A 23,804-nucleotide genomic window follows, 5' to 3' on the forward strand; every position below is an offset into this window, starting at 1 on the left:
GGGGGGTGTTGTACGGGGGGTGTTGTACGGGGGTGTTGTACGGGGCGGGGCGGCCGGCCGGTGTTCAGCGCCCGCCGAGGCCGCTCGTGACGATGCCCCGGACCAGGTGTTTCTGGAGGAGGACGAGGATGATCACGGTGGGCAGCATGGAGACCACCGACGCGGCCATGACCAGGTTCCACTGGCTGCCCTGCTGGCCGAAGAACGCCTGGAGGCCGAGCGGGATGGTGGCGCGCGCGTCGACGTCGTTGATGACGACGAGCGGCCAGAGGAAGGAGTTCCAGTAGCTGATGAAGGTGAAGACGGCCAGGACCGCGAGGGTCGGGCGGGCGAGCGGCAGCATCACACTGAAGAAGGTACGGACGGTGCCGGCGCCGTCGACGCGCGCGGCGTCGTCCAGCTCCTGCGGGACCGTCAGGAAGAACTGGCGGATGAGGAAGGCGCCGAGGGCCGTGAACGCCCACGGCAGGATCAGCGCCTGGAACGTGTCGACCCATCCGACGCCCTGCATCATCACGTACATCGGGATGACGAGGACGTCCTGCGGGATCATCAGGGTCACCAGGAAGAGCAGGAACACGAGGTTCCTGCCGCGCCAGCGCAGCCGCGAGAAGGCGTAGCCGCTGAACGCGGCGACGGCGAGGTTGACGGCGGTGCCGAGAGTGGCGACGAGTACGCCGTTGAGGATGAAGCGGGCGAAGGGCAGATATGTGAAGACGTCCGCGTAGTTCTGCCACTGGATCGAGGAGCCCCACAGGGTGGGCGGGTTCGAGAAGGTCTCGGAGCCGGGCTTGAGGCTGGTCGCCACCATGTAGATGAGCGGCGCCATGAAGAGCAGGGCTATGAGGCACAGGATCGCGTACCCGGTCGCGCGCCGCGCTCGCGTGCCCAGGCCGGTGCCCACTCCTGCCGCTGTGATCGTCCGCGTACCGCTAGCCATAGTGCACCCAACGCTTCTGGCCGAGGAACTGGACGGCCGTGATCCCGAGGATGATGACGAACAGCACCCACGCGCCCGCCGAGGCGAGCCCGAGCTGCTGGTTCTGGAAACCGGTGGTGTAGATGTACTGGACGAGCGTCTCCGTCGAGGTGCCCGGGCCGCCCTTCGTCAGCAGGAAGGGCTGTGCGAACACCTGGAACGAGGTGATGAGCGTCATCATCGTCGCGAAGAAGACCGAGGGTGAGATGGCCGGGAACTTGATGCGCCAGAACGTCTGCCACGGGCCGGCGCCGTCGAGTTGCGCGGCCTCGATCAGGTTCTCCGGCACCGCGTCGAGCGCCGCCGAGAAGATGAGCATGTTGTAGCCGAAGCCCTGCCAGACACTCATCGCGACGATGGCGAACATCGCCCACTTCTCGTCCGCGAGGAAGTTCGGCGCCTGCGCCCCGACCGTCGAACGGAGTGTCGCGTCGATCAGCCCGTCGGGCTGGTACAGCATCCGCCACACGACGACGTTCGCCACGATCGGCGTCACCGTCGGGATGAAGAACAGCACCCGGAAGATCTGCCGGTGGCGGATCCGCGGGGTCAGCCAGGCCGCGAGACCGAGCGAGATCACCAGGTTCAGCGGCACGTACAGCACCACGAAGCCGGCCGTGTTGAGGATGACGGTCCGGAAGACCGGGTCCGAGAACAACTGGGTGTAGTTGCCGAGTCCGTGCCACGAACGCTCCCCGATCAGGGGCCAGTTCATGAAACTCACGGCGAGGGAGGCGAGGATCGGGACCACCGTGAAGATCGCCAGCCCGATCGAGTGGGGCGCGGCGAAGGCGGCTCCCCACCAGGAGCGACGCGCGCCCTCCGTCTCCCGCGTCTCCCGCGTCTCCCGCGTCTCCCGCGTCTCCCGCGTCTCCCGCGTCTCCTGCTTCTCCTGCGTCTTCTTGGTGTCCGGCGCGTCCGCCACGCTCTTCACCGACCGACTTCTTCCGTCCTCGTCACCGGGAGGGACCGGTGACGGCACCATCGCGCTCGTCACTGGGCGAGCTGCCCCGCGATGGACTTCATGGTCTCCGCGCCCGTGGCCTGGCCGTTGACCGCCTGGATCGCGTACTGCACGAACAACTGGTTGAGCTGGTCGCTCTGTTTGTTGCCCGGCAGCGGGGTGGCGGCCTTCTGCGCCACGGTGAAGACGGACTCGGCGCCGTCGATGCCCGCGTTGGCGTACCAGGTCTTCTGCGCCGCCGTACGCGCCGGGAACGCCCTGCCCTGCTGGGCGAGTGAGGTCAGGATCTTCTCGCTGGTCATGGTCTCGATGGCCCGGTACGCCTGCTCGGGGTACTTGCACTGCTTCGATATGCCGAAGCCGGAGCCCGCCGAGAAGCTCGAAGGTCCTGAGGTGCCGGACGGGATGGTGGTCACACCGAGCGGGAACGACACCTTGGACTTCTGCTGGAGCAGCGACCAGGGGCCGTCGACGTAGAGCCCGGCCTTCTGGTCGACGAACGCGTTGTCGTCGGCCGAGCCGTCCGCGCTCGCCTGGGTCGCCCCGCCCTTCTTCACCAGGGCGGAGAGCCAGTCGAGCCCTTGCGCGAACTTCGGGTTCTCCGGGTCGAGTTGACCGTCGGAGGTGATGACCCGGCCGCCGTTGTAGCCGAGGATCATCGACTCCAGGTTGAGGTCCTCGACCGTCGAGGCGAACATCGTCTTCCCCGCCGCCTTGAACTTCGCGGCGGCGGCCTCGAATTGGGCGACCGTCCACCCCGGCTTCGGCGGCTGCGCGCCGACCTGCCGGAAGAGGTCCTTGTTGTAGAACATCATCAACGGGCCGGTGTCGTACGGCAGGGCGTACAGCTTGCCGTCGACCTTCATACCGTTCAGCGCCGTCGCGTCGAAGGCCGTCAGATCGGTGCCCGAGCTCTTGGTGTACGTGTCGATCGGGCGCAGGACGTCGGTGTAGTTGGCCGCCCGCAGGCTCTGTACGGTGACGATGCACGGCGCGCCGCCGGTGCCGAGCTGGGTACGGAGCTTGGTCCAGTAGTCGTTGAACGGCGAGCCCTGGACCGTGACCTTCGCCCCGCCGTTCCCGCCGGCCTCGTCGGCGACCTTCTGCCAGGCCGCCTTGTCCGCCGTACCCGATATCCACATCGACCAGACGAGGCTGTCCTTCGACTGACCCGCCGCGCCCGTGCTGGACGAGCATCCCGTCAGCGCGAGCACCATCGCGGCGCCCGCCGCCGTGGCACTCACGCAAAGCCGTTGTTTCATTGCGACATCCACTTCGTCGTGTATGGCTGCTTGACCGGGGTGATGGTGGGCCGGGTGGTGCTGAGCCGGGTGCCTTTGCTCGTGCCGGTCCCTTCTGGCGTTCCGCGCATCAAAACATCGGATGTATCCAGTGTCAAGGGATCGGTTCTCCCCTCACAGCAGCGTTATTGAGCCGTGAACCGGGGCAGAGTTTGGATGAATCACCGAGGCGCGTTCGGCCCTCCGCACATGCGTCGGGCCGCCACCCGGATTCCGGGTGGCGGCCCGACGCATGTGCGGAGGGATCAGCGGCAGTACGGCACCGGTGACAGGTTCTCGACGTACCGGGCCGCGACATAGCCGGGGCGTCCGTTGCCGAGGAGGTACCAGAGGTTGTTGCCGTCCACGTTCTGGCCGACGACCTTGCAGGACAGGGCGATGACCGTACCCGGCTGGATACCTCCCAGGTATCCGGAGTTCGCGGTGGGCCGCTCACGGATGGACAGGGTGAGCCGCGAGACGACCCGCCCCTTCGGCTCGGCGGCGGGCGCCGGCACCGCGACCGGAGGAGCCGGGGACGCGAGGGTGGCCGTCGCGGTGGTGACGGTCGCGGGGGTGGCGGACGCAGGGGTGGCGGTCGCGGGAGTGGCCGTCGCCGGGGTGGTCGCGAGGGCGGCGGAACCGGCGAGCGTGAGTACCGCGAGCGCGGCGGCGAGGTGGCTCTTGATGCGAAGTGCGGACATCGTCATCCTCTTTCCCTTTTGGGCGTTACCTCCTTATGGCACGCCGGGCGGCACAACCGCCAGAGCCGGACAGAAACCTCACCCGAATAGGGAGTTGGGACAGCGCGCGGTCGGTTTGTCGGATCGCCTTACCGAGGTGTCAGATCGCCTTACCGGGGTTGAGGATGCCGTGCGGGTCGAACGCGGACTTCAGCCGGTGGTGCAGCGCCACGCTCTCGGCCCCGAGCTCGTCGGCGAGCCAGCGGCGCTTGAGCGTGCCCACCCCGTGTTCGCCGGTGAGGGTGCCGCCGAGGCGCAGCGCGGTGGCGAAGATGTCGGAGGCGGCGGCCCAGGCCGCGTCCGGGACCTCGGGGAGCGCCGGGTCGATCACGAGGATCGGGTGGAGGTTGCCGTCGGCGGCGTGGGCGAGGGTGTGGACGGGTACACCGTGGCGCGCCGAGATCGTCTCGATCTCCCGTACCGCCTCGGCCAGCCGGGAGCGGGGCACGGCGATATCCTCGATGAGGGGGCGGCCCAGGCGCTCCAGGGACGGCAGGGCGAGCCGGCGCGCGGCGAGCAGGTCCTGGGCCTCCGCCTCGTCGTCGGTCAGTTCGACGGAGGTGGCGCGGCCGCGCAGGAGGGCCGCGACCCGCGCCGCCTCGGCCGCCGCGCCGGCCCCGTCGCACTGGACGAGCAGCAGCGCGGCGCCCTTGCCGCGCAGGCCGGAGCCCTGCGCGTCGTCGATGGCGGAGAGGACGGGGCCGTCCAGCAGTTCTGCCATGGCGGGTTCGATCCGGGCCGCGGTGAGGGCGGTCGCGGCAGCCGCCGCGGCGGCGAAGCCGGCGAAGTACGCGGCGACGGTCGAGGTCGCGACCGGGATCGGCCGCAGCCGTACGGTCGCCGCCGTGATCACGCCGAGTGTGCCCTCCGAGCCGGTGAGCAGCGCGGTGAGGTCGTACCCGGCGACGCCCTTGACCGTACGGCGGCCGGTGCGCAGGAGGGTGCCGTCGGCGAGTACGGCGTCCAGGCCGAGGACGCTGTCGCGGGTGACCCCGTACTTGGCGCAGCGCAGGCCGCCTGCGTTGGTGGCGATGTTGCCGCCGATGGTGGAGATCGCGGCGCTGGCCGGGTCGGGAGCGTAGCGCAGCCCGTGCGCGGCGGCGGCCCGGTCGAGGTCGGCGGTGACCACTCCGGGTTCCACGACGGCGAGCTGGTCGTCGGGGGAGAGTTCGACGACGCGGTTCATCCGGGCCAGGTCGAGGACGAGGGAGCCTTCGGGGGCGGTGGCGCCGCCGGAGAGGCCGGTGCCCGCGCCCCGGGGGACGACGGGGACGCGCAGCGCGTCGGCGTGGCGGAGGGTGGTCCGTACGTCGTCGGCGTGCGCGGCGTGCACGACGGCCATGGGCTGGCCGTCGGGGCGGGCGCCGGAGCGGTCGGTGGCGTACGCGGCGGTGGCGGCCGGGTCGGTGGTGAGACGGTCGGGGGCCAGGTCGCGGGCGAGGAGGCCGAGGAGCTGGGCGGCGGCGGTGGCCTGCGCGGTGGGCTGGTGAGCGGGGTGGTGGCCGGGGTGCCGCGGGGGCTGGTGGGGCTGCTGATGGGTGAGGGTCACGCGGGCTCCTCGGTCGGGTCGGGGGCGGGGAGCCCGGCCCCGGAGGGCGGGGAGGCCGGGCTCCGGAACGGCGGGCAGGACCGGGCTCAGGCGGCGGTGCGGGCTTCGCGGGACGCGAGTTCCTGCCGTACCAGCGGCAGTACGTACCGCGCGTAGTCGATCGCGTCGTTGAGCGGGTCCCAGCCGCGGATGGAGAGCAGCTCGCAGCCGATGTCGACGTAGTCCAGCAGCGCGGCGGCGACGGTCTCGGGCGAGCCGACGAGCGCGGTCGAACTGCCCGCCGCGTTGGTGGCGGTGGCCAGCGGCGTCCACAGCGCGCGGTCGTGCAGATCGCCCCGGGCCGCGATGTCCAGCAGCCGCTGGGAGCCGACGTTGGCCGGACGGCCCGCGCCGGGCGCCGGGTAGTGGTGGGCGTGCTGGTTCCGCGCGCGCTCGGCGGCGCCCTCCTTGGCCTGTCCGAGGATCCGGTGCGCCTTCTCCCAGGCCAGCTCGTCGGTGGGGGCGATGATCGGGCGGAACGAGACCCAGATGCGCGGCCGGGTCCTGCCCGCCGCGTCCGCCACGGCGTTGACGGCGGCGATCTGCTCGGAGGTCTCCTTCAGCGGCTCGCCCCAGAGGCCGAAGATGTCGCCCTGCTCTCCGCCGACCCGGTACGCGTCGGCGGAGGAGCCGCCGACCGAGACGGGGATGGTGCCGTGGTACGGGGTGACGTCGGAGACGAAGTCCTCGAACCGGTAGTGCGTGCCCTCGTGCGAGACGGGTCCGTCGGCGGACCAGACCTTGCGCAGGATCTGGATGTACTCGTCCGACCGGTCGTAGCGCTCGCTCTTGTTGAGGTAGTCGCCCTCGCGGCGTTGCTCCTGGTCGCTGCCGCCGGAGATGATGTGAACGGCCAGCCGGCCCTTGCTGATCCGGTCCAGGGTGGCGAAGGCGCGGGCCGCGTGCGTCGGGAAGATGACACCGGGGCGGTGGGCGAGCATCGGCTTCAGGCGCTCGGTGTTGTTCGCGACGAACTGGGCGAGCTGGAGTGCGTCGGCGGACGACGAGTGGTAGGCGACGAGTGTGTAGTCGAAGCCGCCGTCGTCCAGGGCGCGGGCGTAGCGGCGGGTGAAGTCGGGGTCGATGCCCCGGCCGAAGGTGGAGGTTCCGTCGAAGGTGGGGTTGGGGTGGACGGCGCTGATGAATTCGACAGGCATGGCGGGCGGACTCCTGACAACGGGGCGGGCGGCGGGGTTACTTGGCGTGGATGCTGGTGTCGACGGAGTCGGCGACCGTGACGTTCGGGTCCAGGACCTTGATGCCGTGCATCGTGTCCGCGACCTTCTGGACCGACCGCGTCACCTCGGGGGTGATCGGGACCAGTTCGCCGTAGCTCTGGCTGACGATGGTGGTGGCGACCTCGGCGGAGGCGCCGTTGTTCTTCCGGATGGCGGCGGCGTACGCGTCGGGGTGGGTCCTGGCCCATGTCAGGGCGGTGCCGAGCCGCTCGACCGCGTCGGTGAGGGCCTGCTTCTTCGAACGGTCGGCCAGCGCCTTGTCGGTGGCGCCGATGAATCCGTAGCCGCTGACCCGGCCGTCGGCGCCGTTGACGATCTCCCGGCCGCCCTGCTGGGTCGCCACCGCCTTGTAGACGCCGAAGATCGCCCACGCGTCGATCTTCCCGGCGCTGAACGCGGCCTGCGCGTCGGTCGGCAGCAGGTACTTGACCTTGACGTCGGAGTACGAGAGTCCGGCCTGCTGCAGGGCGTTGGCGAGCAGGTACTCGGAGATGCTGCCCTTGGCGGAGGAGACCACGACCGTCCGGCCCTTGAGATCCGCCACCTTCCTGATCGTCGAGTTCTTCTGGGCGACGATGCCGACGGACGTGCCGTCGTTGCGCAGCGCGGCCACCGCCTTGATCGGCACGCCTCCGCTGAGCGCCTGGAGCGTGGGCAGATCGGCGGCGTACGTGGTGTCCGCCGCGCCCGCCTGGGCCGCCTGGAACAGCGGCGCCGCGCCTTCGAACTCGGCCCACTTCACCTGGTACGGGGCGCCTTTGAAGGCACCGGCGGCGTTCGCCAGGGTCTGGAGGTTCTTGGCCTGGTCGCCGAGGGTGAGGGTGACGTCGGAGGCGGCGCCGGCCGGGCCGGAGGCCGCGCCGTCGTCCTGGGTACCGCATCCGGCCGTCACGAGGGCGAGGACGGACAGGGCGAGCGCGGCGGCGAGGGCGCGGGGGCTCCGGGTCATGAGGGGGTTCCTTCCAGGGTCTTCGTCCCCGGTGCCGTTTCCGGCGTGGGTACGGGGTCGGCTTCGGGGGTGTGGGCGGCGGCGGGGTCCTGAGCCGGGTCGGCGGAGGCGTCCCGTACCCCCAGCCAGGCCAGCAACTGGCTGCGCAGGGCGACGAATTCGGGTGAGCCGAGAGCACGGGGGCGGGGCAGGTCCACGGTCACCTCGTGCGCGATGCCGCCCGCGTCCATCACCAGGACCCGGTCGGCCAGCAGCAGCGACTCCTCCACGTCATGGGTGACCAGGAGGATCGAGCAGCCGTGGCGCTGCCACAACTCGCCCACCAGCCGCTGCGCCTTGGCCCGGGTCAGCGCGTCCAGGGCGCCGAACGGCTCGTCCAGCAACAGGAGTTCGGGATCCCGTACCAGAGCCCTGGCGAGCGAGACACGCTGCGCCTCGCCGCCGGAAAGGGTCTTGGGCCACACGCCGGCGCGCTGCTCGATGCCGACCTCGGCGAGATGGCGGGTGGCCAGCTCCCGGTCCGGCCTGCCGGGCAGACCGAGGACGACATTGCGCCACACCTTCAGCCAGGGCATCAGCCGGGGCGACTGGAAGGCGGCGGAGCGGCGGCTCGGCACGGTGACCTCGCCGCTGATCTCGTCGTCCAGCCCGGCCAGGATGCGCAGCAGGGTGCTCTTGCCGCAGCCGCTCTGTCCGAGCAGGGCCACGAACTCGCCCTGCCGGATGGTGAGGTCGAGTCCGTCGATGACGGTCCTGCCGTCGAAGGTCCGGGTCAGGCCGCGGATCTCCACACTCGCGTCGACGTGCGTGCCCGTATGCACAGATGTGCGCGTAGATGTCTGCGTATGTGTATGCGTGCTCATCGCGTTCCTCACGCCCCGTCGCCGTCGAAGGACGCCCGCCAGCTCAGCAGGCGCTTGGAGAGCAGCCGCACGATGAAGTCGCAGATCAGCCCCAGGACCGCGTAGACGGCGAGGCAGAGCACGATCACATCGGTACGGAAGTACTGCTGGGCGTTGCTCATCAGATAACCGATGCCGTTGCTCGCGTTGACCTGCTCGGCGAAGACCAGCGCGAGCCACGCGGTGGACAGGGCGTACCGCAGTCCGATCAGCGCGCCGGGGAGTGCGGACGGCAGGATCACGTAGCGGATCAGTCCGAGCCTGCCGAGGCCCAGCATCCGTGCCGCTTCGATGAGTTGGGAGTCGGCGGAGCGGATGCCGCCGTAGATGTTGAAGTAGAGGGGGTAGGTGACTCCGAGCGCCACCAGGGCGATCTTCGGGGTCTCCTCGATGCCGAACCAGACGATGAACAGCGGGATCAGCCCCACCCACGGGATCGCCCGGAACATGCCCATCGAGGAGTCGATGACGTCCTCGCCGAGCCGGAACAGGCCGGCGGCCAGCGCGAGGGAGAGGGCGATCACGGCGCCGATCACAAAGCCGGTCGCGGCCCGTTTCCCGGACGCGGCGATGGCGCTGGGGAGTTCGCCGCTGGCGGTGAGGTCCCACGCCTGGCGTACGACGTCGACCGGCGAGGCGAGGACGCTCGAAGGCAGGACGCCGGTCACGCTCGCCACGTACCAGGCGAGGAGTACCCCGACGGGTCCGCTGGCGCGCCGCGCCCACCGGGGGACGCGTATCCCGCGCCGGGCCTGCCGTGCGGGCCTGATGGTGAGACGGGGGGCCTTGACCGGGGCCGTACGCACCTCCGTGACCGTGTGTGTGTCGGGCGGTGGGGCGGTGCCGGGGGCAGTGTGTTCCTGCACTGACATCTCGGTTCCTCTCGATCAGCCCGGCTGGTGGCCGGTGGCGGCGGGGCGGGCGGGGTCGGCGGACCAGGCGGACCAGGAGCCGGGGAAGAGGGCGGCGTCGGTGCCGGTGAGGGCGAGTGCGGCGATCTGGTGGGCCGCGGTGACACCGGACCCGCAGTAGACGGCGACGGGCCCGGTGCCGTCCGCGCCACCCGCGCCGAGCGCGGTGAAGCGGGCGCGCAGGGCGTCCGGCGGCAGGAACGTACCGTCGGGGGCGAGGTTCTCGCCGGTGGGGGCCGAGCGGGCGCCCGGGATGTGGCCGGCGCGGGGGTCGACGGGCTCGGTCTCGCCCCGGTAGCGCTCGGCGGCGCGGGCGTCCAGCAGGGTGCCCGACCGGGCCAGTGCGGCGGCCTCGTCGGCGTCGACGGTGGGCAGGTGACCCGCGGTGAGGGTGATGTCCCCGGGCTCCGCCACCGTCTCGCCGGTCTCCACGGGGAGTCCGGCGCCGCGCCAGGCGCCGAGCGCGCCGTCGAGCAGGGTCACCTCGGCGACCCCGGCCCAGCGCAGCAGCCACCAGGCGCGGGCCGCGGCGGTGTTGCCGTTGTCGTCGTACACGACGACGGGCCGCCCGGCGCTGATGCCCCAGCGGCGCGCCGCCGCCTGGAGGACATCGACGCCGGGCAGCGGGTGCCGGCCGTCGTGCGGCGTGGCGGGGGCGGCGAGTTCGGTGTCGAGGCCGGCGTGGACGGCGCCGGGGATGTGACCGGCGCGGTAGTGGGCGTGGCCGTGCGGATCGCCGAGGGCCCACCGCACGTCCAGGACGACGGGCGGGTGGGAGGAGGCGAGCAGCCCCTCCAGTTCGGGGACCGTGGTCAGCACACAGTGGGCGGTGGTGCCATGGGGAGTGGTGGCATGCGCGGGCATACGGTCGCCTCCGGCGGGGTGGGGACGTCTCGGCGGTTACGGCAGGGCAGCGGGCACCCGCCGGACCGCGTGCGTACGGCGCTGAACGCGCGCGGGTCAGGCCGGGCGGGGGTACGGACGGGTGCGGCGGGAGAGGTGGGGGCACCGGGACTGCCGGGACCACCGGGGAGGTACGGCGGGGCGCGTCACCTCGGGCGGGACGGCGCGTCCTGCGTCGGCGCCGACCGGACGGACCCGCGGCACGGCGCGGCGCCCGACGGGCGGCGGCAGGGGATCAGCGCGTGATCAGGGTGTTCAGCGACAGCGAGCGCTGTTGACGAGGCCGAAGTCGACCACGCGGCGTTGCGTCAGCGGCGCGCCCAGGGCGGCACGCCGCCGGGCGTCGAAGGGGTTGGGCTCGACGGCCACCCCGTGCACGGTTCGCAACATGGCCCCAGCATGGCTGACGTACCGGTCACACGTCCAACGACGATTCGCACTCATCATCGATCACGTTCCCTGATCGATGGGTGCTAGCGTGCGGCCATGGCACCCGTTCTGGACATCACCGCGCTGCGCAGCCTCGTCGCGGTCGCGGACCGCGGCGGCTTCCACCGCGCCGCCGAGGCCCTGGCGCTGAGCCAGTCCGCGGTCAGCCAGCACGTACGGCGGCTGGAGAAGACCCTGGGCCGCCCGGTGGTCGAACGCGAGGGCCGTGGCACCCGGTTCACGGCGGACGGCGCGCGCCTGCTGGAGCAGGCCCGCCGCGTTCTCGCCGTACACGACGAGGCGGTCCGTACGCTGCTCGGGGACGCCGGGGACTCCGTCGTCATCGGCTCCACCGAGCATGCCGCCGACCAGATCCTGCCGCTGCTGACCGCCGCCGTGCGCGAGGCGCGGCCCGAGTGCCGGGTGCGGTTCCGCATCGACCGCTCGGCCCGGCTGGTGGAAGCCGTGGAGCGGGGCACGGTGGATCTCGCGGTGTATGTGACGGAGGCGGCGGGTACGGAGGGCACCCCGGTCGGCGGCCTGCCCCTGAGCTGGTACGCGGCGCCCGACTGGGTGCTGCCGGAGGCGCCGGCGCCGCTGCCGCTGGTGGCCGTCGAGGAGCCCTGCGCGATCCGGCGCCGGGCCCTGGGTGTGCTCGCGGAACGCGCCATACCCACCACCGTCGTCTGTGACGCGGGCTATCTCGCCGGGGTCCTGGACGCCGCCCGCGCCGGGCTCGGCGCCGCGCTGCTGGCCTCGGTCGGCCAGCGGCCCGACGGGCTGACCGAGCGCCATGACCTGCCGCCGGTCCCGGCGATCCGGATGAGCGCGCACGCCAGGCGGGGCGCCGATCCCGCGATGGTGGCGGGCGCGGTCGCGGCGGTCAGCGCGCTGCTCTCGGCGGGCTCAGCCCCCGCCGCGCACTGACGCCGGCCGCGCGCCGCGGGCGTGGGCGGCGGCCCCGGCGTCCGGCGCTGAGCCGTCGTCGGCGACGAGATGGCAGGAGACCTGCCGGCCGCCGGCCGCCCCCGACGCGTACGGCAGCGTCCGCGGTTCGGGAACCTCGGTACGGCACCGGTCCACCGCGACCGGGCAGCGCGTGTGGAAGCGGCAGCCGGGCGGTGGCGCGAGCGGGCTCGGCAGCTCCCCGCTGAGGACGATGCGCTCGCGGGAGCGCTGGGCGACCGGGTCGGGTACGGGCGCCGCGGAGAGCAGCGCCTGCGTGTACGGGTGCTTGGGCGACGCGAACAGCTCGGCGGTCGGGGCCAGTTCGACGATCTCCCCCAGATACATCACGGCGATCCGGTCGGCGAGGAACTCCACGGCCGCGAGGTCGTGGGTGATGAAGAGACAGCCGAAACCCCGGTCGCGCTGGAGGTCGGCGAGCAGATTGAGGACGGACGCCTGGACGGAGACGTCGAGCGCCGAGGTCGGCTCGTCGGCGACCAGCAGATCCGGGTCGACGGAGAGGGCGCGGGCGAGGGAGACGCGCTGACGCTGGCCGCCGGACAGCTCATGGGGGTGCCGGTCGATGTGTTCGGGCCGCAGCCCCACCTGGGCGAGGAGCGCGGCGACCCGCGAGCGGGCGGCCTCGCCGCGGGCGATCCCGTGGAGTCGCAGCGGCTCGGCGACGATCCGGCCGACGGTCATCCGGGGGTCGAGCGAGGACGACGGATCCTGGAAGACCAGATGGAACCGCTTGCGCAACGGGCGCAGCGCGCGGCGCGAGAGGCGGGTGATGTCGCTCCCGTTGATCCGTACGGTTCCGGAGGTCGGCTCGTCGAGCCGTACGGCGCACCGCCCGACCGTGGACTTTCCGCTCCCCGACTCCCCCACCAGGCCGAGGACTTCACCGCGCGCGACAGTGAGGGTGACCCCGTCGACGGCGCGGACCGTCCCGCTGCCCGCCGCGAAGTGCCGGGTGAGGGAGGCGAGTTCGAGAACGGGCGGTTCGGTCGTCACGGGCTGTCCTCCTCGGCGGCGGGCGGGTCCGCGCTGGACGGGTCATGGACGGGGTGAGGGTGCCGGCAGGCGACGAGGTGGTACGTGGCCGCGCCCGCCGGTTCGAGGGCGGGCCGCGCCCGGGTGCACCGGTCGTCGGCGCGGGCGCAGCGCGGGGCGAAGGTGCAGGCGTCCGGCTGTTCGTCCAGGCTGGGGACGAGTCCGGGGATCTCCGTCAGCCGGCGCTTCACGGTCCGCGCGCCCGGGTCCGTACCGGCCCCTGGTCCGGATCGCGGTCCGGCCCCTGGTCCGGCTCCCGGGCGCAGCACCGCGCCCAGCAGGCCCGCCGTGTACGGGTGCCGGGGCGCGGCGAACAGCTCGTGCACCGGGGCCTGTTCGACGGCGCGGCCCGCGTACATCACCAGCACCCGGTCGGCGGTGTCGGCGACGACGCCGAGGTCGTGGGTGATCAGGACGATCGCCGTGCCGAGCCGTTCCCGCAGCGCGTGCAGGACCTCCAGGATGCCCGCCTGGACGGTGACGTCCAGTGCGGTGGTGGGTTCGTCGGCGATCAGCACCCCGGGGTCGCACGCCACGGCGACGGCGATCATCACGCGCTGCCGCATGCCGCCGCTGAGCTGGTGCGGGTACTCCCCGGCGCGCCGGGCGGGCGCCGGGATGCCGACCAGCGCCAGCAGTTCCACGGTCCGCTCCCTGGCCTGGCGTCTGGTCAACCCCTGGTGTCTGCGGAGCACTTCGCCGATCTGCCGGCCGATGGTGAGGACCGGGTTCAGTGAGGTCATCGGCTCCTGGAAGATCATCGCGATGTCCTTGCCGCGTACCTTCCGCAGCTCCTTGTCCGGGGCGCCCGCCAGTTCCCGGCCACCGAGCCTGATGGAGCCCGTCACCGTCGCGGTGGGCGGCAGGAGGCCCATGGCGGCCATGGAGGTGACGGACTTGCCGCACCCCGACTCCCCCACCACCGCGAGGACTTCACCGGGGGCGAGGTCGAACGAGACGGAGTCGACGGCGTGCACGGTCCGGGTGGCGGAGCGGAACGACACCGACAGGTCGCGCACGCTCAGCACGGGCGGCACCCCTGCCGGGCCGCCGGTGCCGGTGGGTTCTGTCACGGAGCCGGTGTTCATCGGGTGCCTCCCCGGGGGTCGAGGACGTCGCGCAGCCCGTCGCCGAGCAGGTTGAAGGCGAGCGTGGCGGCGACGATCGCCAGCCCGGGGAAGACCGCCAGCCAGGGCGCGGGGGCGAGGAAGGACTGCGCGCCGGAGAGCATCACGCCGAGTGAGGGTTCGGGTGGCTGGACTCCCAGGCCCAGAAAGCTGAGCAGCGCCTCGCCGATGATGGCGGTGGGGATGCCGACCGTGGCCTGGACGATGAGCGCGGAGGACGCGTTGGGCAGGATGTGGCGGCCGAGGACGGTGGTGTCGCCGCCGCCGCTCGCCACCGCCGCCGCCACGTAGTCGGTGTGTTTCAGCCGGAGCGTCTCGGCGCGACTGATCCGGATGACGGCGGGGATCTGCGCGATCCCGATGGCGATGGTCGCGTTGGTCAGCGAGGGGCCGAGGACGGCGGCGAGGCCGACCGCCAGCACCAGGAAGGGAAAGGCCAGCATCGTGTCGGTGAGCCGGGAGACCGCGCTGTCCGCGAACCGGCCGTAGTACCCGGCGAGCAGTCCGAGCGGTACGCCGACCACGAAGGCGAACGCCACCGCGACCACACCGACCTGGAGCGAGGCGCGTGCGCCGTACATCATGCGGGAGAGCTGGTCGCGGCCGAGGTCGTCGGTGCCCAGCCAGTGCGAGAGGCCGGGCGGGGCGAGGACGTCGGTGAAGTCCGGCCGGGCCGGGTCGTACGGGGCGATCAGCGGGGCGAGGAGTCCGGCCAGCACGAACACCGCCGCGATGACGGAGCCGGTGAGCGCGAGCCGGTTCGCCCGCAGGGCCCGCATCCGGGGGCCACTCGTCGCGGCCCTCGTGGCGTACACCGCCGCCGCGGCCGGTCCGCGCACCGTACGGACGGGTGGGGTCACCGGGCACCTCCGAGCCTGATGCGCGGGTCGATCACCGAATAGACCGTGTCGACCAGCAGGTTGATGAGGATGTACGCGGCGGAGGTGCACAGCACCACGGCTTGCAGCGTCGCGTAGTCGCGGGTGAAGACGGCGTCGATGGTGAGCTTGCCGAAGCCCGGCAGGACGAAGATCTGTTCGGTGACGACGGCGCCGGAGATGAGGTGGCCGAGCTGGAGGCCGAGCACGGTCACCACCGTGACCAGGGAGTTGCGCAGGGCGTGTCCGCCGATGACCTGACGCCGCGTCAGACCTTTGGCGCGTGCGGTACGGACGTAGTCGGCGGAGAGCGAGTCGAGCATGGCGGCGCGGGTCTGGCGCATCACGACCGCCGCGAGTCCTGATCCGAGCACGATCGAGGGCAGCACCATACGGCGCAGGTTGTCGAGCGGGTCGGTGGCGAACGGCACGTAGCCGGAGGCCGCGAAGACGGGCAGGGCGATGGCGAAGGTGAGCACCAGCACGATGCCGAGCCAGAAGGTGGGCACGGAGAGCCCGAGCAGGGCGATGGCGTTGGCGAGCCACTCCTCGGGCCGGCCGCGCCGTACGGCGGCGACGACCCCGGACCCGATACCGACGACGATGGCCAACAGCAGTGAAAGCGCGGCGAGTTCGAGGGTGACGGGCAGCGCCTCGGCGATGGCGTCGGCGACCGGAAGACCCGTACGGGAGGAGGTGCCCAGATCGCCGGTGAGGGCGTGCCCGACGTAACGCCCGTACTGGACGGCGATGTTGTCGTTCAGCCCGTAGCTCTCCCGGACAGCGGCCAGCGCCTCGGGGCTGCGCTCCTCCCCGGCGAGGGCGAGTGCGGGGTCGCCGGGCAGCGCCCTGATGCCCGCGAAGACGACGACACTGACCAGGAAGAGGGTGATCAGGGACTGGCGCAGCCGGGTGAGCAGATGGCGGGTCATCGGGCGTATCCGGCGGTCGCGACGCGGACGAGTCCGTCGCCGTAGATCCGTACCCCGGCGACCGCCTTGGTGGCGACGGCGTAGTTCTTCTGCCGGTAGACATAGATGAGGGCGTGTTCGGCGTTCACCCGGCGCGTCAACTCCTGGTAGATCCTGGTGCGTTCGCCGGGGTCGGCCTCGGTGCGGCCCCGGGCGACCAGTGCGTCGATGCCTGGGTCGGAGACCCCGTACGCGTTCATCGCGCCCTGGGTCCTGAGGAAGCTCGCGATGTTGCCGTCCGGGTCGAGCCGCCCCGACCAGCCGCTGGTGAACGCGTCGAAGGCGCCGTTGTCGGTCTCCTCCAGCAGCGTGGCGTACTCGGTGGGGCGCAGGGTGACCGCGAAGCCCGCCTCCTTGGCCATGGCCTGGACGACCTGGCCCAGCCTGCTGGACTCGGGGGTGGTGGAGACCTTCAGCTCCATCCGTACGGGCGTCCTCACCCCCGCCTCCGCCAGCAGCCGCCTGGCCCGCTCGGCGTCCCGCTTCGGGCACCGCGCGGGGTCCACGCCGGGTGCGATGGCGGAGCCGGGCGAGACGGGGCCGCAGGCCGGTTCGTACATCCCCTGGAAGACGACCTTGTTGATCAGCTCCCGGTCGAGGGAGAGCGCGAACGCCTCACGGACCCGGACGTCCCGCGCGATCGGGGTGTCGATCCTCCCCGGCTTCTCACCGAGCCCCTTCACATTGCCGACGTTGAGGCCGATGCCCTGGTAGCCGAGGGACGGCGAGTTGAAGACCTGGAGCTTCGGCTCGGTCTGCGCGCCCCGGACGTCGACGGGGGCCATCTGGTCGCCGACCTGGATGTCGCCGGAGCGCAGATTGGCGAGGCGTACGGTGCCGTCGGGGATGGGCTTGTAGATCACGCGGTCGAGGCGGACCCGGTCCGCGTCGTAGTAGCGGGGGTCCTTCCGGAGCACGATCCGGTCGCCGCCGACCCGCTCGACGAAGCGGAACGGCCCGACGCAGGAGGGGTGGTTGGTGAAGTCCTTGCCGTACTTCTTCAGCGCGGCCGGGGACATGACCATCCCGGACCGGTCCGCGAGCACCCCGGTGAGCGGCACGTACGGCTGCTTGAGGGTGATGCGTACGGTGTCGGGCCCGGTGGCCTCCACCCGCTCCAGCGGGGCGAGTTCGGTGGCACGGGCGGAGCCCGGCAGATCGCGGTGGCGCAGCAGGGAGCCGACGACGGCGCGGGCGTCGAGCCGGGTGCCGTCGCTGAACCGGGCGTCACCGCGGACCCGTACGGTGACGGTACGGCCGTCGGCCGAGACCGCGGGCAGCGCGGTGGCGAGCTGCGGGACGATCGTCCCGTGCTGGTCGATGTCGTACAGCTTCTCGCACATGCCCGCGAAGACGGTGCGGCCGACGAGGGTCTGGGCGAGGCTCGGATCGAGCTTGTCGGGGTCGGCGTTGAGCGCGACGGTGAGGGTGCCGCCGTCGCGTACGGGCCGGTCGTCGGTCATCCGTACCCCGCCGGCCCCGGTCTCGGAGGACTGGAGCGAGGCGCAGCCGGAGAGGAGCAGCGTCAGAGCGAGGGCCAGGGCGTGGGGTGTTCGGCGCACGAGATTCTGCCTCCCGCCGGGAGCCGATCAAGGAATACCGCCGACCGTATTTCGCATACATACCCACGACAAGGGCGAGGCCCGCGCTCGGCCGGTGTTTTCGATGAAGATCGGGTAACCCGGCACGGCAATTCGGGCGCCGTCGCCCATTCGGGCGGCCTCGCCCCTCCGGAAGACGCCGCCCGTGGCGCCGGATCTGATCCGCATCGGCTCCGGACCGGCTCCGGACCGGCGCCCGTCAGACCGTGAAGAGCCGGCCGATGTCCGCGAATGCCTTGAACTCCAGGGCGTTTCCGGCCGGGTCGAGGAAGAACATCGTCCACTGCTCGCCGGGCTCGCCCTCGAAGCGGACGTGGGGCTCGATCACGAACTCCGTGCCGGCCGCGGTCATCCGGGCCGCGAGGTCCTTGAACTCCTCGACGGGCAGGACGAGTCCGAAGTGCGGCACCGGCACCTCGTGTCCGTCGACGGGGTTGGTGCCCGCGACGCCGTCCCGGGGAGCCCCCGAGGGGCCGTCGCCGACCTGGTGGGTGACGACCTGGTGGCCGCCGAAGTTCCAGTCGATCCACCGGGTGTCGGACCGGCCTTCGGCGAAGCCGAGCACGCCGCCGTAGAACCTCCGGGCGGCCTCGATGTCGTCGACCGGGACGGCGAGGTGGAAGGGTGCGAGAGCCATGCGCTGTCTCCTTGCCTCAAGGGGGACGGAGCCGACGGGCGGATCCGACGGCAGGACGGGTGGTGGGGGGCCCGGTCGCCACCGGGCCGTGGGTCATGGACGGTCGAGATAGGCCAGACCGGGGTGTTCGGCGCGGTAGCCGTCCAGGAGCCGGTGGGCGACGGAGACCGAGTCCACCAGCGGGTGCAGCGCGAAGGCCGCGACGGCCGAGGCGCGCGAACCGCTCTCGGCGGCGGCCAGCACCTCGCGCTCGACCGCCTTGACCGCGCAGACCAGTCCGGTGGCGTGGTACGGCAGCGGGGCGACGGCGACGGGGTGCGCGCCGTCGCCGTCCACCAGGCAGGGCACCTCGATGACGGCGTCGGCGTCGAGCGCAGCGAGGGTGGTCCGGTTGCGGACGTTGAGGATGAGCGTGGTGCGTTCGTCGCGGGCGACGGCCCGCATCAGCGCGAGCGCGACCTGCTCGTAGCCGCCGGACTCCAGATCGGCGTCGTCCCGCTCACCGGCCCCCGCGGTCTCGCGGTTCTCCGCCATGTACGTGGCCTCGCGCTCGGCGCGGGTACGGTCCCAGGTGCGCAGCGCGGGGGCGCCGGGGCGGGCCACCTCCTCGTAGAAGCGGGCCTGCTGGTCCCGGAGGAAGGCGCCGCGGGTCTGCTCGGCCTGCTGGTAGGCGAGGACGGCCTCACGATTGAAGTAGTAGTAGTGCAGGTACTCGTTGGGGACGGCGCCGAGCGAGCGGAGCCAGTCGGCGCCGAAGAGTTTGCCCTCCTCGAACGAGCCGAGGGCGTCGGGGTCGGCGAGCAGCCGGGGCAGTTCGTCGCGGCCGTCGACGCGCAGTCCGCGCAGCCAGCCGAGGTGGTTGAGGCCGACGTAGTCGATCCACGCGCGGTCGGGGTCGGCGCCGAGCACCCGGGCGACCCGGCGGCCCAGGCCGACGGGCGAGTCGCAGATGCCGATGACCCGGTCGCCGAGGTGGCGGGACATGGCCTCGGTGACCAGTCCGGCCGGGTTGGTGAAGTTGATGACCCAGGCGTCCGGCGCGAGGCGCGCCACCCGCCGGGCGATGTCGACGGCGACAGGCACGGTGCGCAGCCCGTACGCGATGCCGCCCGCGCCGACCGTCTCCTGGCCGAGGACGCCCTCGGCCAGCGCGATCCGCTCGTCCGCCGCGCGCCCTTCGAGCCCGCCGACGCGGATCGCGGAGAAGACGAAGTCGGCGCCGAGCAGCGCCTCGTCCAGGTCGGTCGTGGCGGTCACGGCGGGCGCGTCGGGGACGTCCCTGGCCTGTTCGGCGAGGACCCGGGCGACGGCTCCGAGCCGGCCGGCGTCCAGGTCGTGGAGGGTGACCTGGGTGACCCTCCCCTCCGCGTGGTCGCCGAGGAGAGCGCCGTACACCAGAGGGACCCGGAACCCGCCGCCGCCGAGAATCGTCAGCTTCACACCCGCACCACTTTCACACCGGCCTCCGTGAGCACGGCGTGTGCGGCCGGGCCCGCGGGGGCGTTGGTCACTCGTACGGGACCATCTTCGCGCCCGTACGCCGGGACGGCGGGGTCAGGACCAGATACACCGCCAGGGAGGCCGCGAGTCCGACCGCCCAGCCGTAGTCCGCGAGCGGCTTGAGGAAGGGGATCAGGCCGTCCTCGGGGAAGGGGCCCTTCCCTGGCGCGGAGTGGGAGCCGCCCACCGCCAGCACACCGCCGACGACGAAGGCGAGCACGGCCCGCGGGTTCCAGCCGCGCGTGTACCAGTACGGTCCGCCGGGCCGGTAGAGGGCGGCGAGGTCGAGCACGGTGCGCCGGACGATCCAGTAGTCGGCGATCAGGATGCCCGCGACCGTACCGAGCAGCCCGCCGACCAGTCCGAGCCAGGTGAAGATGTACAGCTCGGGGGTGGCGGTGAGTTTCCACGGCATGATCAGGACGCCGACGACCCCGGTGATCAGCGCGCCCGTACGGAAGTTGATGATCTTCGGGGCGAGGTTGGCGAGGTCGTAGGCCGGGGAGACGACATTGGCCGCGATGTTCACCGAGATCGTCGCGACGAGCACCGTCACCAGCGCGAACACCAGCCCGAAGACATTGTCCGTCTTCGCCGCCAGCTCGACCGGGTCCCAGACGGCGGCGCCGTACACCGCCTGCGATCCGGAGGTGACGAAGACCGAGAGCAGCGCGAAGAGCGTCATGGTCGTGGGCAGGCCGAGCGTCTGTCCCCAGATCTGGGCGCGCTGGCCGGCGCCGAAGCGGGTGAAGTCGGGGATGTTCAGCGACAGGGTGGACCAGAACGCGATCATCCCCATCAGCGAGGGGAAGAAGACGGGCCAGAACTCCGCGCCCCAGCCCAGTTCGGACGGCTGGTCGAGCAGTGGGCCGAGACCGCCCGCCTTGACGGTGATCCAGACCAGCAGGACCAGCGCGCCGACGATCACGAAGGGCGCCGCCCAGTTCTCGAACCGCCGCAGGGTGTCCATCCCCCGGTAGATGATGGCGAGTTCGAGCGCCCAGAAGAGCAGGAAGCAGAGCCAGAGCGTCCAGGGCTGGCCGCCGATCCGCGACGCCTCCGCCCAGCCGCCGAAGATCTTGCCGAGCAGGACGAAGATGCCCTGCCCGCCGATCCAGGTCTGGATCCCGAACCACGCGCAGGCGACGGCGGCGCGGATCAGCGCGGGCAGATTGGCGCCGCGCAGCCCGAACGAGGCGCGGGCGAGCACCGGGAAGGGGATGCCGTACTTCGGCCCCGCGTGCCCGGTCAGCAGCATCGGCAGGAGCACGATCACATTGGCCAGCGCGATCGTGAGGACCGCCTGCTTCCAGTCCATGCCCAGGGTGACCAGGCCGGACGCCAGCAGCCAGGACGGGATGTTGTGCGCCATACCGACCCAGAGGGCGGCGAAGTTGTACGTCGTCCAGCGGCGCCGCGCCACCGGGACGGGCAGCAGGTCGGCGTTGGCGAAGCGGCTGTCCTCGGGGACCGCGCCGGGCGGCAGCTCGACGCGGCCCTGGGGGTCGGTTATCGGTCCCTCGGCGGAGGGAGCGGGCGGTACGGTCGCGGTCATGACGGCGGGACCCTTCGTTCGAGGGCGGGTGTCGGGGACGTCGAACGAGGCCGTGCGGGCGGGGAGTTACGCGGAGGGAGCGGGCGGGGAGACCGGGCCGACGGGGCCGGGACCGGTCCTGGAACAGCGACCGGTCGGTCCTGAAAAACAGCGACCGGTCGGTCCTGAAAAACAGGGACCGGTCAGTCCTGGAACGCCGGGATGATCTCCGCGCCGTACGCGTCGATCGTCGCCTCCTTCGCGTCGTGCATGTCGTAGAGGGCGAACTGGTCGACGCCGAGCGCGCGCAGCGCCTTCAGCTTCTCGATGTGCGCCTCCACCGGGCCGAGCAGGCAGAAGCGGTCCACGATCTCGTCGGGGACGAAATCGGTCGACGGGTTGCCGGTCCGGCCGTGGTGGCTGTAGTCGTACCCCTCGCGCTGCTTGATGTACGTGGTGAGCGCGTCCGGTACGAGCCCGGAGTGCTCCCCGTAGCGCGACACGAGGTCGGCGACGTGGTTGCCGACCATCCCGCCGAACCACCGGCACTGCTCCCGCGCGTGGGCGAGGTCGTCGCTCACATAGGCGGGCGCGGCGACACAGATGGTGATCGCGTCCGGGTCGCGTCCGGCGTCGGAGGCCGCCGTGCGGACGGCCTTGATCATCCACTCGGTGAGGAACGGATCGGCGAGCTGGAGGATGAACCCGTCGGCCTTCTGCCCGGCGAGCGCCAGCGCCTTGGGCCCGTACGCCGCCATCCACACGGGCAGTTTCCCGTCCCGTACCCACGGCAGCCGCAGTGTCTTCCCGTCGACGGTGGTCTCGCGGCCCTCGGCCAGGTCGCGGATGACGCCCATCGACTCGCCCAGGGTGGCGAGGGTGTTGGGCTTGCGGCCCGCGACGCGCAGGGCGGAGTCACCGCGGCCGATGCCGCACACGGTGCGGTTGCCGTACATCTCGTTGAGCGTGGCGAAGGTGGAGGCGGTCACCTCCCAGGTCCGGGTGGACGGGTTGGTGACCATGGGGCCCACGGTCAGGGTGGTGGTGTGTTCCAGGATGCGGCTGTAGATGACGAACGGCTCCTGCCAGAGCACGGCCGAGTCGAAGGTCCAGCCGTACCGGAAGCCGTTGCGCTCCGCGCGCCGCATGAGGTCGACGACGGCGGAGGCGGGCGGGTCGGTCTGGAGGACGAGTCCGAAGTCCATGGCTGTCGCTCCTGGGTTCAGTCGAGGTACTGGCAGAGAGAGCGGGGGGTGTACTGGCCGTGTCCGGCCCGTCCGGTGAACTGCCGCCGGTCGATGACGAGTTCGCCCCGGGAGAGCACCGTCTCGACCTGGCCGGTGAGCCGCTTGCCCTCGTACGCGGAGTAGTCCACGGCCATGTGGTGGGTCTCGGCGGAGACGGTCTGCTCGGTGTGCGGGTCGTAGATGACGACATCGGCGTCGGCGCCCGGCGCGATGGTGCCCTTGCGCGGGTAGAGACCGAACATCCGGGCGGGGGCCGCGCAGGCGATGTCGATCCAGCGGCGCCGGGTGATGTGCCCCTCGACCACGGCCTGGTGGAGCAGGTCCATGCGGTTCTCCACGCCGGGCAGCCCGTTGGGGATCTTGGAGAAGTCGCCGCGGCCCATCTCCTTCTGTCCGGAGAAGCAGAACGGGCAGTGGTCCGTGGAGACCACCTGGAGGTCGTCGGTGCGCAGCCCGCGCCAGAGGGCCGCCTGATGGTCCTTGGGCCGCAGCGGGGTGGAGCAGACGTACTTGGCGCCCTCGAAGTCCGGTTCGGCCAGGTTGTCGGTGGAGAGGAAGAGGTACTGCGGACAGGTCTCGCCGAAGACGGGCAGCCCCTTGTCGCGGGCGGCGGCGAGTTCGGCGACGGCCTCCTCGGCCGAGACGTGCACGACGTAGAGGGGGGCGTCCGCGACCCGCGCGAGCTGGATCGCGCGGTGGGTGGCCTCGGCCTCCAGCAGGACCTTCCGTACCTCGCCGTGGTAGCGCGGGTCGGTGTGTCCGGCGGCCAGGGCCTGTTCGACGAGGACGTCGATGGCGATGCCGTTCTCGGCGTGCATCATGATCAGCCCGCCGTTGTGCGAGGCGCGCTGCATGGCCCGCAGGATCTGCCCGTCGTCGCTGTAGAAGACGCCCGGATAGGCCATGAAGAGCTTGAAGCTGGTCACGCCCTCCTGGACGAGGAGGTCCATCTCCTTGAGCGAGCTCTCGTTGACGTCCGCCATGATCATGTGGAAGCCGTAGTCGATGGCGCAGTTGCCGTCGGCCTTGGCGAACCAGGCGTCGAGCCCCGCGCGCAGGGCCTGGCCCGGGGACTGGATGGCGAAGTCGACGAGGGTGGTGGTGCCGCCCCAGGCGGCGGCGCGGGTGCCGGTCTCGAAGGTGTCCGCGGCGAAGGTGCCGCCGAAGGGCATCTCCATGTGGGTGTGCGCGTCGACACCGCCCGGGATGACGTACTTGCCGGTGGCGTCGATCGTACGGCCGGCGGTCCAGCCCGCGGCCACGTCGGAGCCGTGCGCGGCGAGGGCGACGATCCTGCTGTCCTCGATCAGGACATCGGCGTGGGTCTCGTCGGCGGCGGTGATGACGAGCCCGCCGCGGATCAGGGTGCGGGTGCTGCTCATGCTGGTGGCGCTCCCTTTCGTACGGTCGGTGGGAGGGGGG

22 protein-coding genes are annotated in these 23,804 nt (G+C 71.8%); 1 reads left to right on the forward strand and 21 read right to left on the reverse strand.

Features of this window, described 5'->3' with window-relative positions:
- Positions 1-64: 64 nt before the first annotated feature.
- The 11 genes from ACIO3P_RS07865 to ACIO3P_RS07915 all read right to left on the reverse strand — a co-directional run bounded on the left by ACIO3P_RS07865 (position 65) and on the right by ACIO3P_RS07915 (position 10,847).
- Positions 65-904, reverse strand: a complete 840-nt coding sequence (locus ACIO3P_RS07865; RefSeq protein ID WP_329827970.1) for a carbohydrate ABC transporter permease — start codon at positions 902-904, stop codon at positions 65-67.
- 28 nt (positions 905-932) lie between these two features.
- The gene (locus tag ACIO3P_RS07870) at positions 933-1,913 is read right to left on the reverse strand and encodes a carbohydrate ABC transporter permease (protein ID WP_401848526.1); all 981 of its coding nucleotides are present in this window, start codon (positions 1,911-1,913) and stop codon (positions 933-935) included.
- Between the two features lie 59 nt (positions 1,914-1,972).
- Positions 1,973-3,187: an ABC transporter substrate-binding protein gene (locus ACIO3P_RS07875; protein ID WP_401848524.1), complete on the reverse strand. Its 1,215-nt coding sequence runs from the start codon at positions 3,185-3,187 to the stop codon at positions 1,973-1,975.
- A 302-nt stretch (positions 3,188-3,489) separates the two neighbouring features.
- Positions 3,490-3,927 carry an SH3 domain-containing protein gene (locus ACIO3P_RS07880; protein ID WP_329827974.1) on the reverse strand — a complete coding sequence of 146 codons (438 nt, stop codon included), beginning with the start codon at positions 3,925-3,927 and terminating at the stop codon, positions 3,490-3,492.
- Positions 3,928-4,066: 139 nt separating this feature from the next.
- Positions 4,067-5,395, reverse strand: coding sequence for an FAD-binding oxidoreductase (locus ACIO3P_RS07885; RefSeq protein ID WP_401848843.1), 1,329 nt, complete (start codon positions 5,393-5,395; stop codon positions 4,067-4,069).
- 206 nt (positions 5,396-5,601) lie between these two features.
- Positions 5,602-6,711, reverse strand: a complete 1,110-nt coding sequence (locus ACIO3P_RS07890; RefSeq protein WP_401785731.1) for an LLM class flavin-dependent oxidoreductase — start codon at positions 6,709-6,711, stop codon at positions 5,602-5,604.
- A gap of 37 nt (positions 6,712-6,748) precedes the next feature.
- Entirely contained in the window at positions 6,749-7,741 is a 993-nt protein-coding gene (locus tag ACIO3P_RS07895; protein ID WP_401785730.1) for an ABC transporter substrate-binding protein, read from the reverse strand.
- Positions 7,738-8,604 (reverse strand): ABC transporter ATP-binding protein, encoded by an 867-nt coding sequence (locus ACIO3P_RS07900; RefSeq protein ID WP_401848522.1) that lies wholly within the window; start codon positions 8,602-8,604, stop codon positions 7,738-7,740. Before ACIO3P_RS07900 ends, ACIO3P_RS07895 begins: the two co-directional genes overlap by 4 nt.
- Positions 8,605-8,612: 8 nt before the next feature.
- A complete protein-coding gene (locus ACIO3P_RS07905) occupies positions 8,613-9,515 on the reverse strand; it encodes an ABC transporter permease (protein ID WP_329827977.1) in 903 nt (300 codons plus the stop codon).
- A 15-nt stretch (positions 9,516-9,530) separates the two neighbouring features.
- A complete protein-coding gene (locus ACIO3P_RS07910; RefSeq protein ID WP_401848520.1) occupies positions 9,531-10,418 on the reverse strand; it encodes a sulfurtransferase in 888 nt (295 codons plus the stop codon).
- A 294-nt stretch (positions 10,419-10,712) separates the two neighbouring features.
- Positions 10,713-10,847: a hypothetical protein gene (locus tag ACIO3P_RS07915; RefSeq protein WP_329827979.1), complete on the reverse strand. Its 135-nt coding sequence runs from the start codon at positions 10,845-10,847 to the stop codon at positions 10,713-10,715.
- Positions 10,848-10,943: 96 nt separating this feature from the next.
- On the opposite strand from ACIO3P_RS07915, the gene ACIO3P_RS07920 reads away from it, so the two are divergent.
- Positions 10,944-11,813, forward strand: a complete 870-nt coding sequence (locus tag ACIO3P_RS07920; RefSeq protein WP_401848519.1) for a LysR family transcriptional regulator — start codon at positions 10,944-10,946, stop codon at positions 11,811-11,813.
- On the opposite strand, the gene ACIO3P_RS07925 is transcribed toward ACIO3P_RS07920, so the two are convergent.
- From ACIO3P_RS07925 to hydA, 10 genes are all read right to left on the reverse strand, one after another.
- A complete protein-coding gene (locus ACIO3P_RS07925; protein WP_401848517.1) occupies positions 11,793-12,848 on the reverse strand; it encodes an ABC transporter ATP-binding protein in 1,056 nt (351 codons plus the stop codon). The two genes, ACIO3P_RS07920 and ACIO3P_RS07925, sit on opposite strands and share 21 nt — an antisense overlap.
- Positions 12,845-13,975, reverse strand: a complete 1,131-nt coding sequence (locus tag ACIO3P_RS07930) for an ABC transporter ATP-binding protein (protein WP_329827982.1) — start codon at positions 13,973-13,975, stop codon at positions 12,845-12,847. Before ACIO3P_RS07930 ends, ACIO3P_RS07925 begins: the two co-directional genes overlap by 4 nt.
- Entirely contained in the window at positions 13,972-14,874 is a 903-nt protein-coding gene (locus ACIO3P_RS07935; RefSeq protein ID WP_401848516.1) for an ABC transporter permease, read from the reverse strand. The genes ACIO3P_RS07930 and ACIO3P_RS07935 overlap by 4 nt, the downstream gene beginning before the upstream one ends.
- Complete coding sequence (locus ACIO3P_RS07940; RefSeq protein WP_329827983.1) at positions 14,871-15,824, reverse strand: ABC transporter permease; 954 nt, start codon at positions 15,822-15,824, stop codon at positions 14,871-14,873. The genes ACIO3P_RS07935 and ACIO3P_RS07940 overlap by 4 nt, the downstream gene beginning before the upstream one ends.
- Positions 15,821-17,425, reverse strand: a complete 1,605-nt coding sequence (locus ACIO3P_RS07945) for an ABC transporter substrate-binding protein (RefSeq protein ID WP_401848514.1) — start codon at positions 17,423-17,425, stop codon at positions 15,821-15,823. The genes ACIO3P_RS07940 and ACIO3P_RS07945 overlap by 4 nt, the downstream gene beginning before the upstream one ends.
- Before the next feature lie 238 nt (positions 17,426-17,663).
- Positions 17,664-18,101 carry a VOC family protein gene (locus ACIO3P_RS07950; RefSeq protein ID WP_329827985.1) on the reverse strand — a complete coding sequence of 146 codons (438 nt, stop codon included), beginning with the start codon at positions 18,099-18,101 and terminating at the stop codon, positions 17,664-17,666.
- A 93-nt stretch (positions 18,102-18,194) separates the two neighbouring features.
- Entirely contained in the window at positions 18,195-19,541 is a 1,347-nt protein-coding gene (locus ACIO3P_RS07955) for a 6-phospho-beta-glucosidase (protein WP_329827986.1), read from the reverse strand.
- Positions 19,542-19,608: 67 nt separating this feature from the next.
- Positions 19,609-21,156, reverse strand: coding sequence for an NCS1 family nucleobase:cation symporter-1 (locus tag ACIO3P_RS07960; RefSeq protein WP_329827987.1), 1,548 nt, complete (start codon positions 21,154-21,156; stop codon positions 19,609-19,611).
- Between the two features lie 182 nt (positions 21,157-21,338).
- Entirely contained in the window at positions 21,339-22,340 is a 1,002-nt protein-coding gene (locus tag ACIO3P_RS07965) for a TIGR03842 family LLM class F420-dependent oxidoreductase (RefSeq protein ID WP_329827989.1), read from the reverse strand.
- A 17-nt stretch (positions 22,341-22,357) separates the two neighbouring features.
- Entirely contained in the window at positions 22,358-23,764 is a 1,407-nt protein-coding gene (hydA, locus tag ACIO3P_RS07970; RefSeq protein WP_329827990.1) for a dihydropyrimidinase, read from the reverse strand.
- Positions 23,765-23,804 lie beyond the last annotated feature (40 nt).

It is taken from the genome of Streptomyces sp. NPDC087310, from assembly GCF_044744405.1.
In the GTDB taxonomy this organism is placed as follows: domain Bacteria; phylum Actinomycetota; class Actinomycetes; order Streptomycetales; family Streptomycetaceae; genus Streptomyces.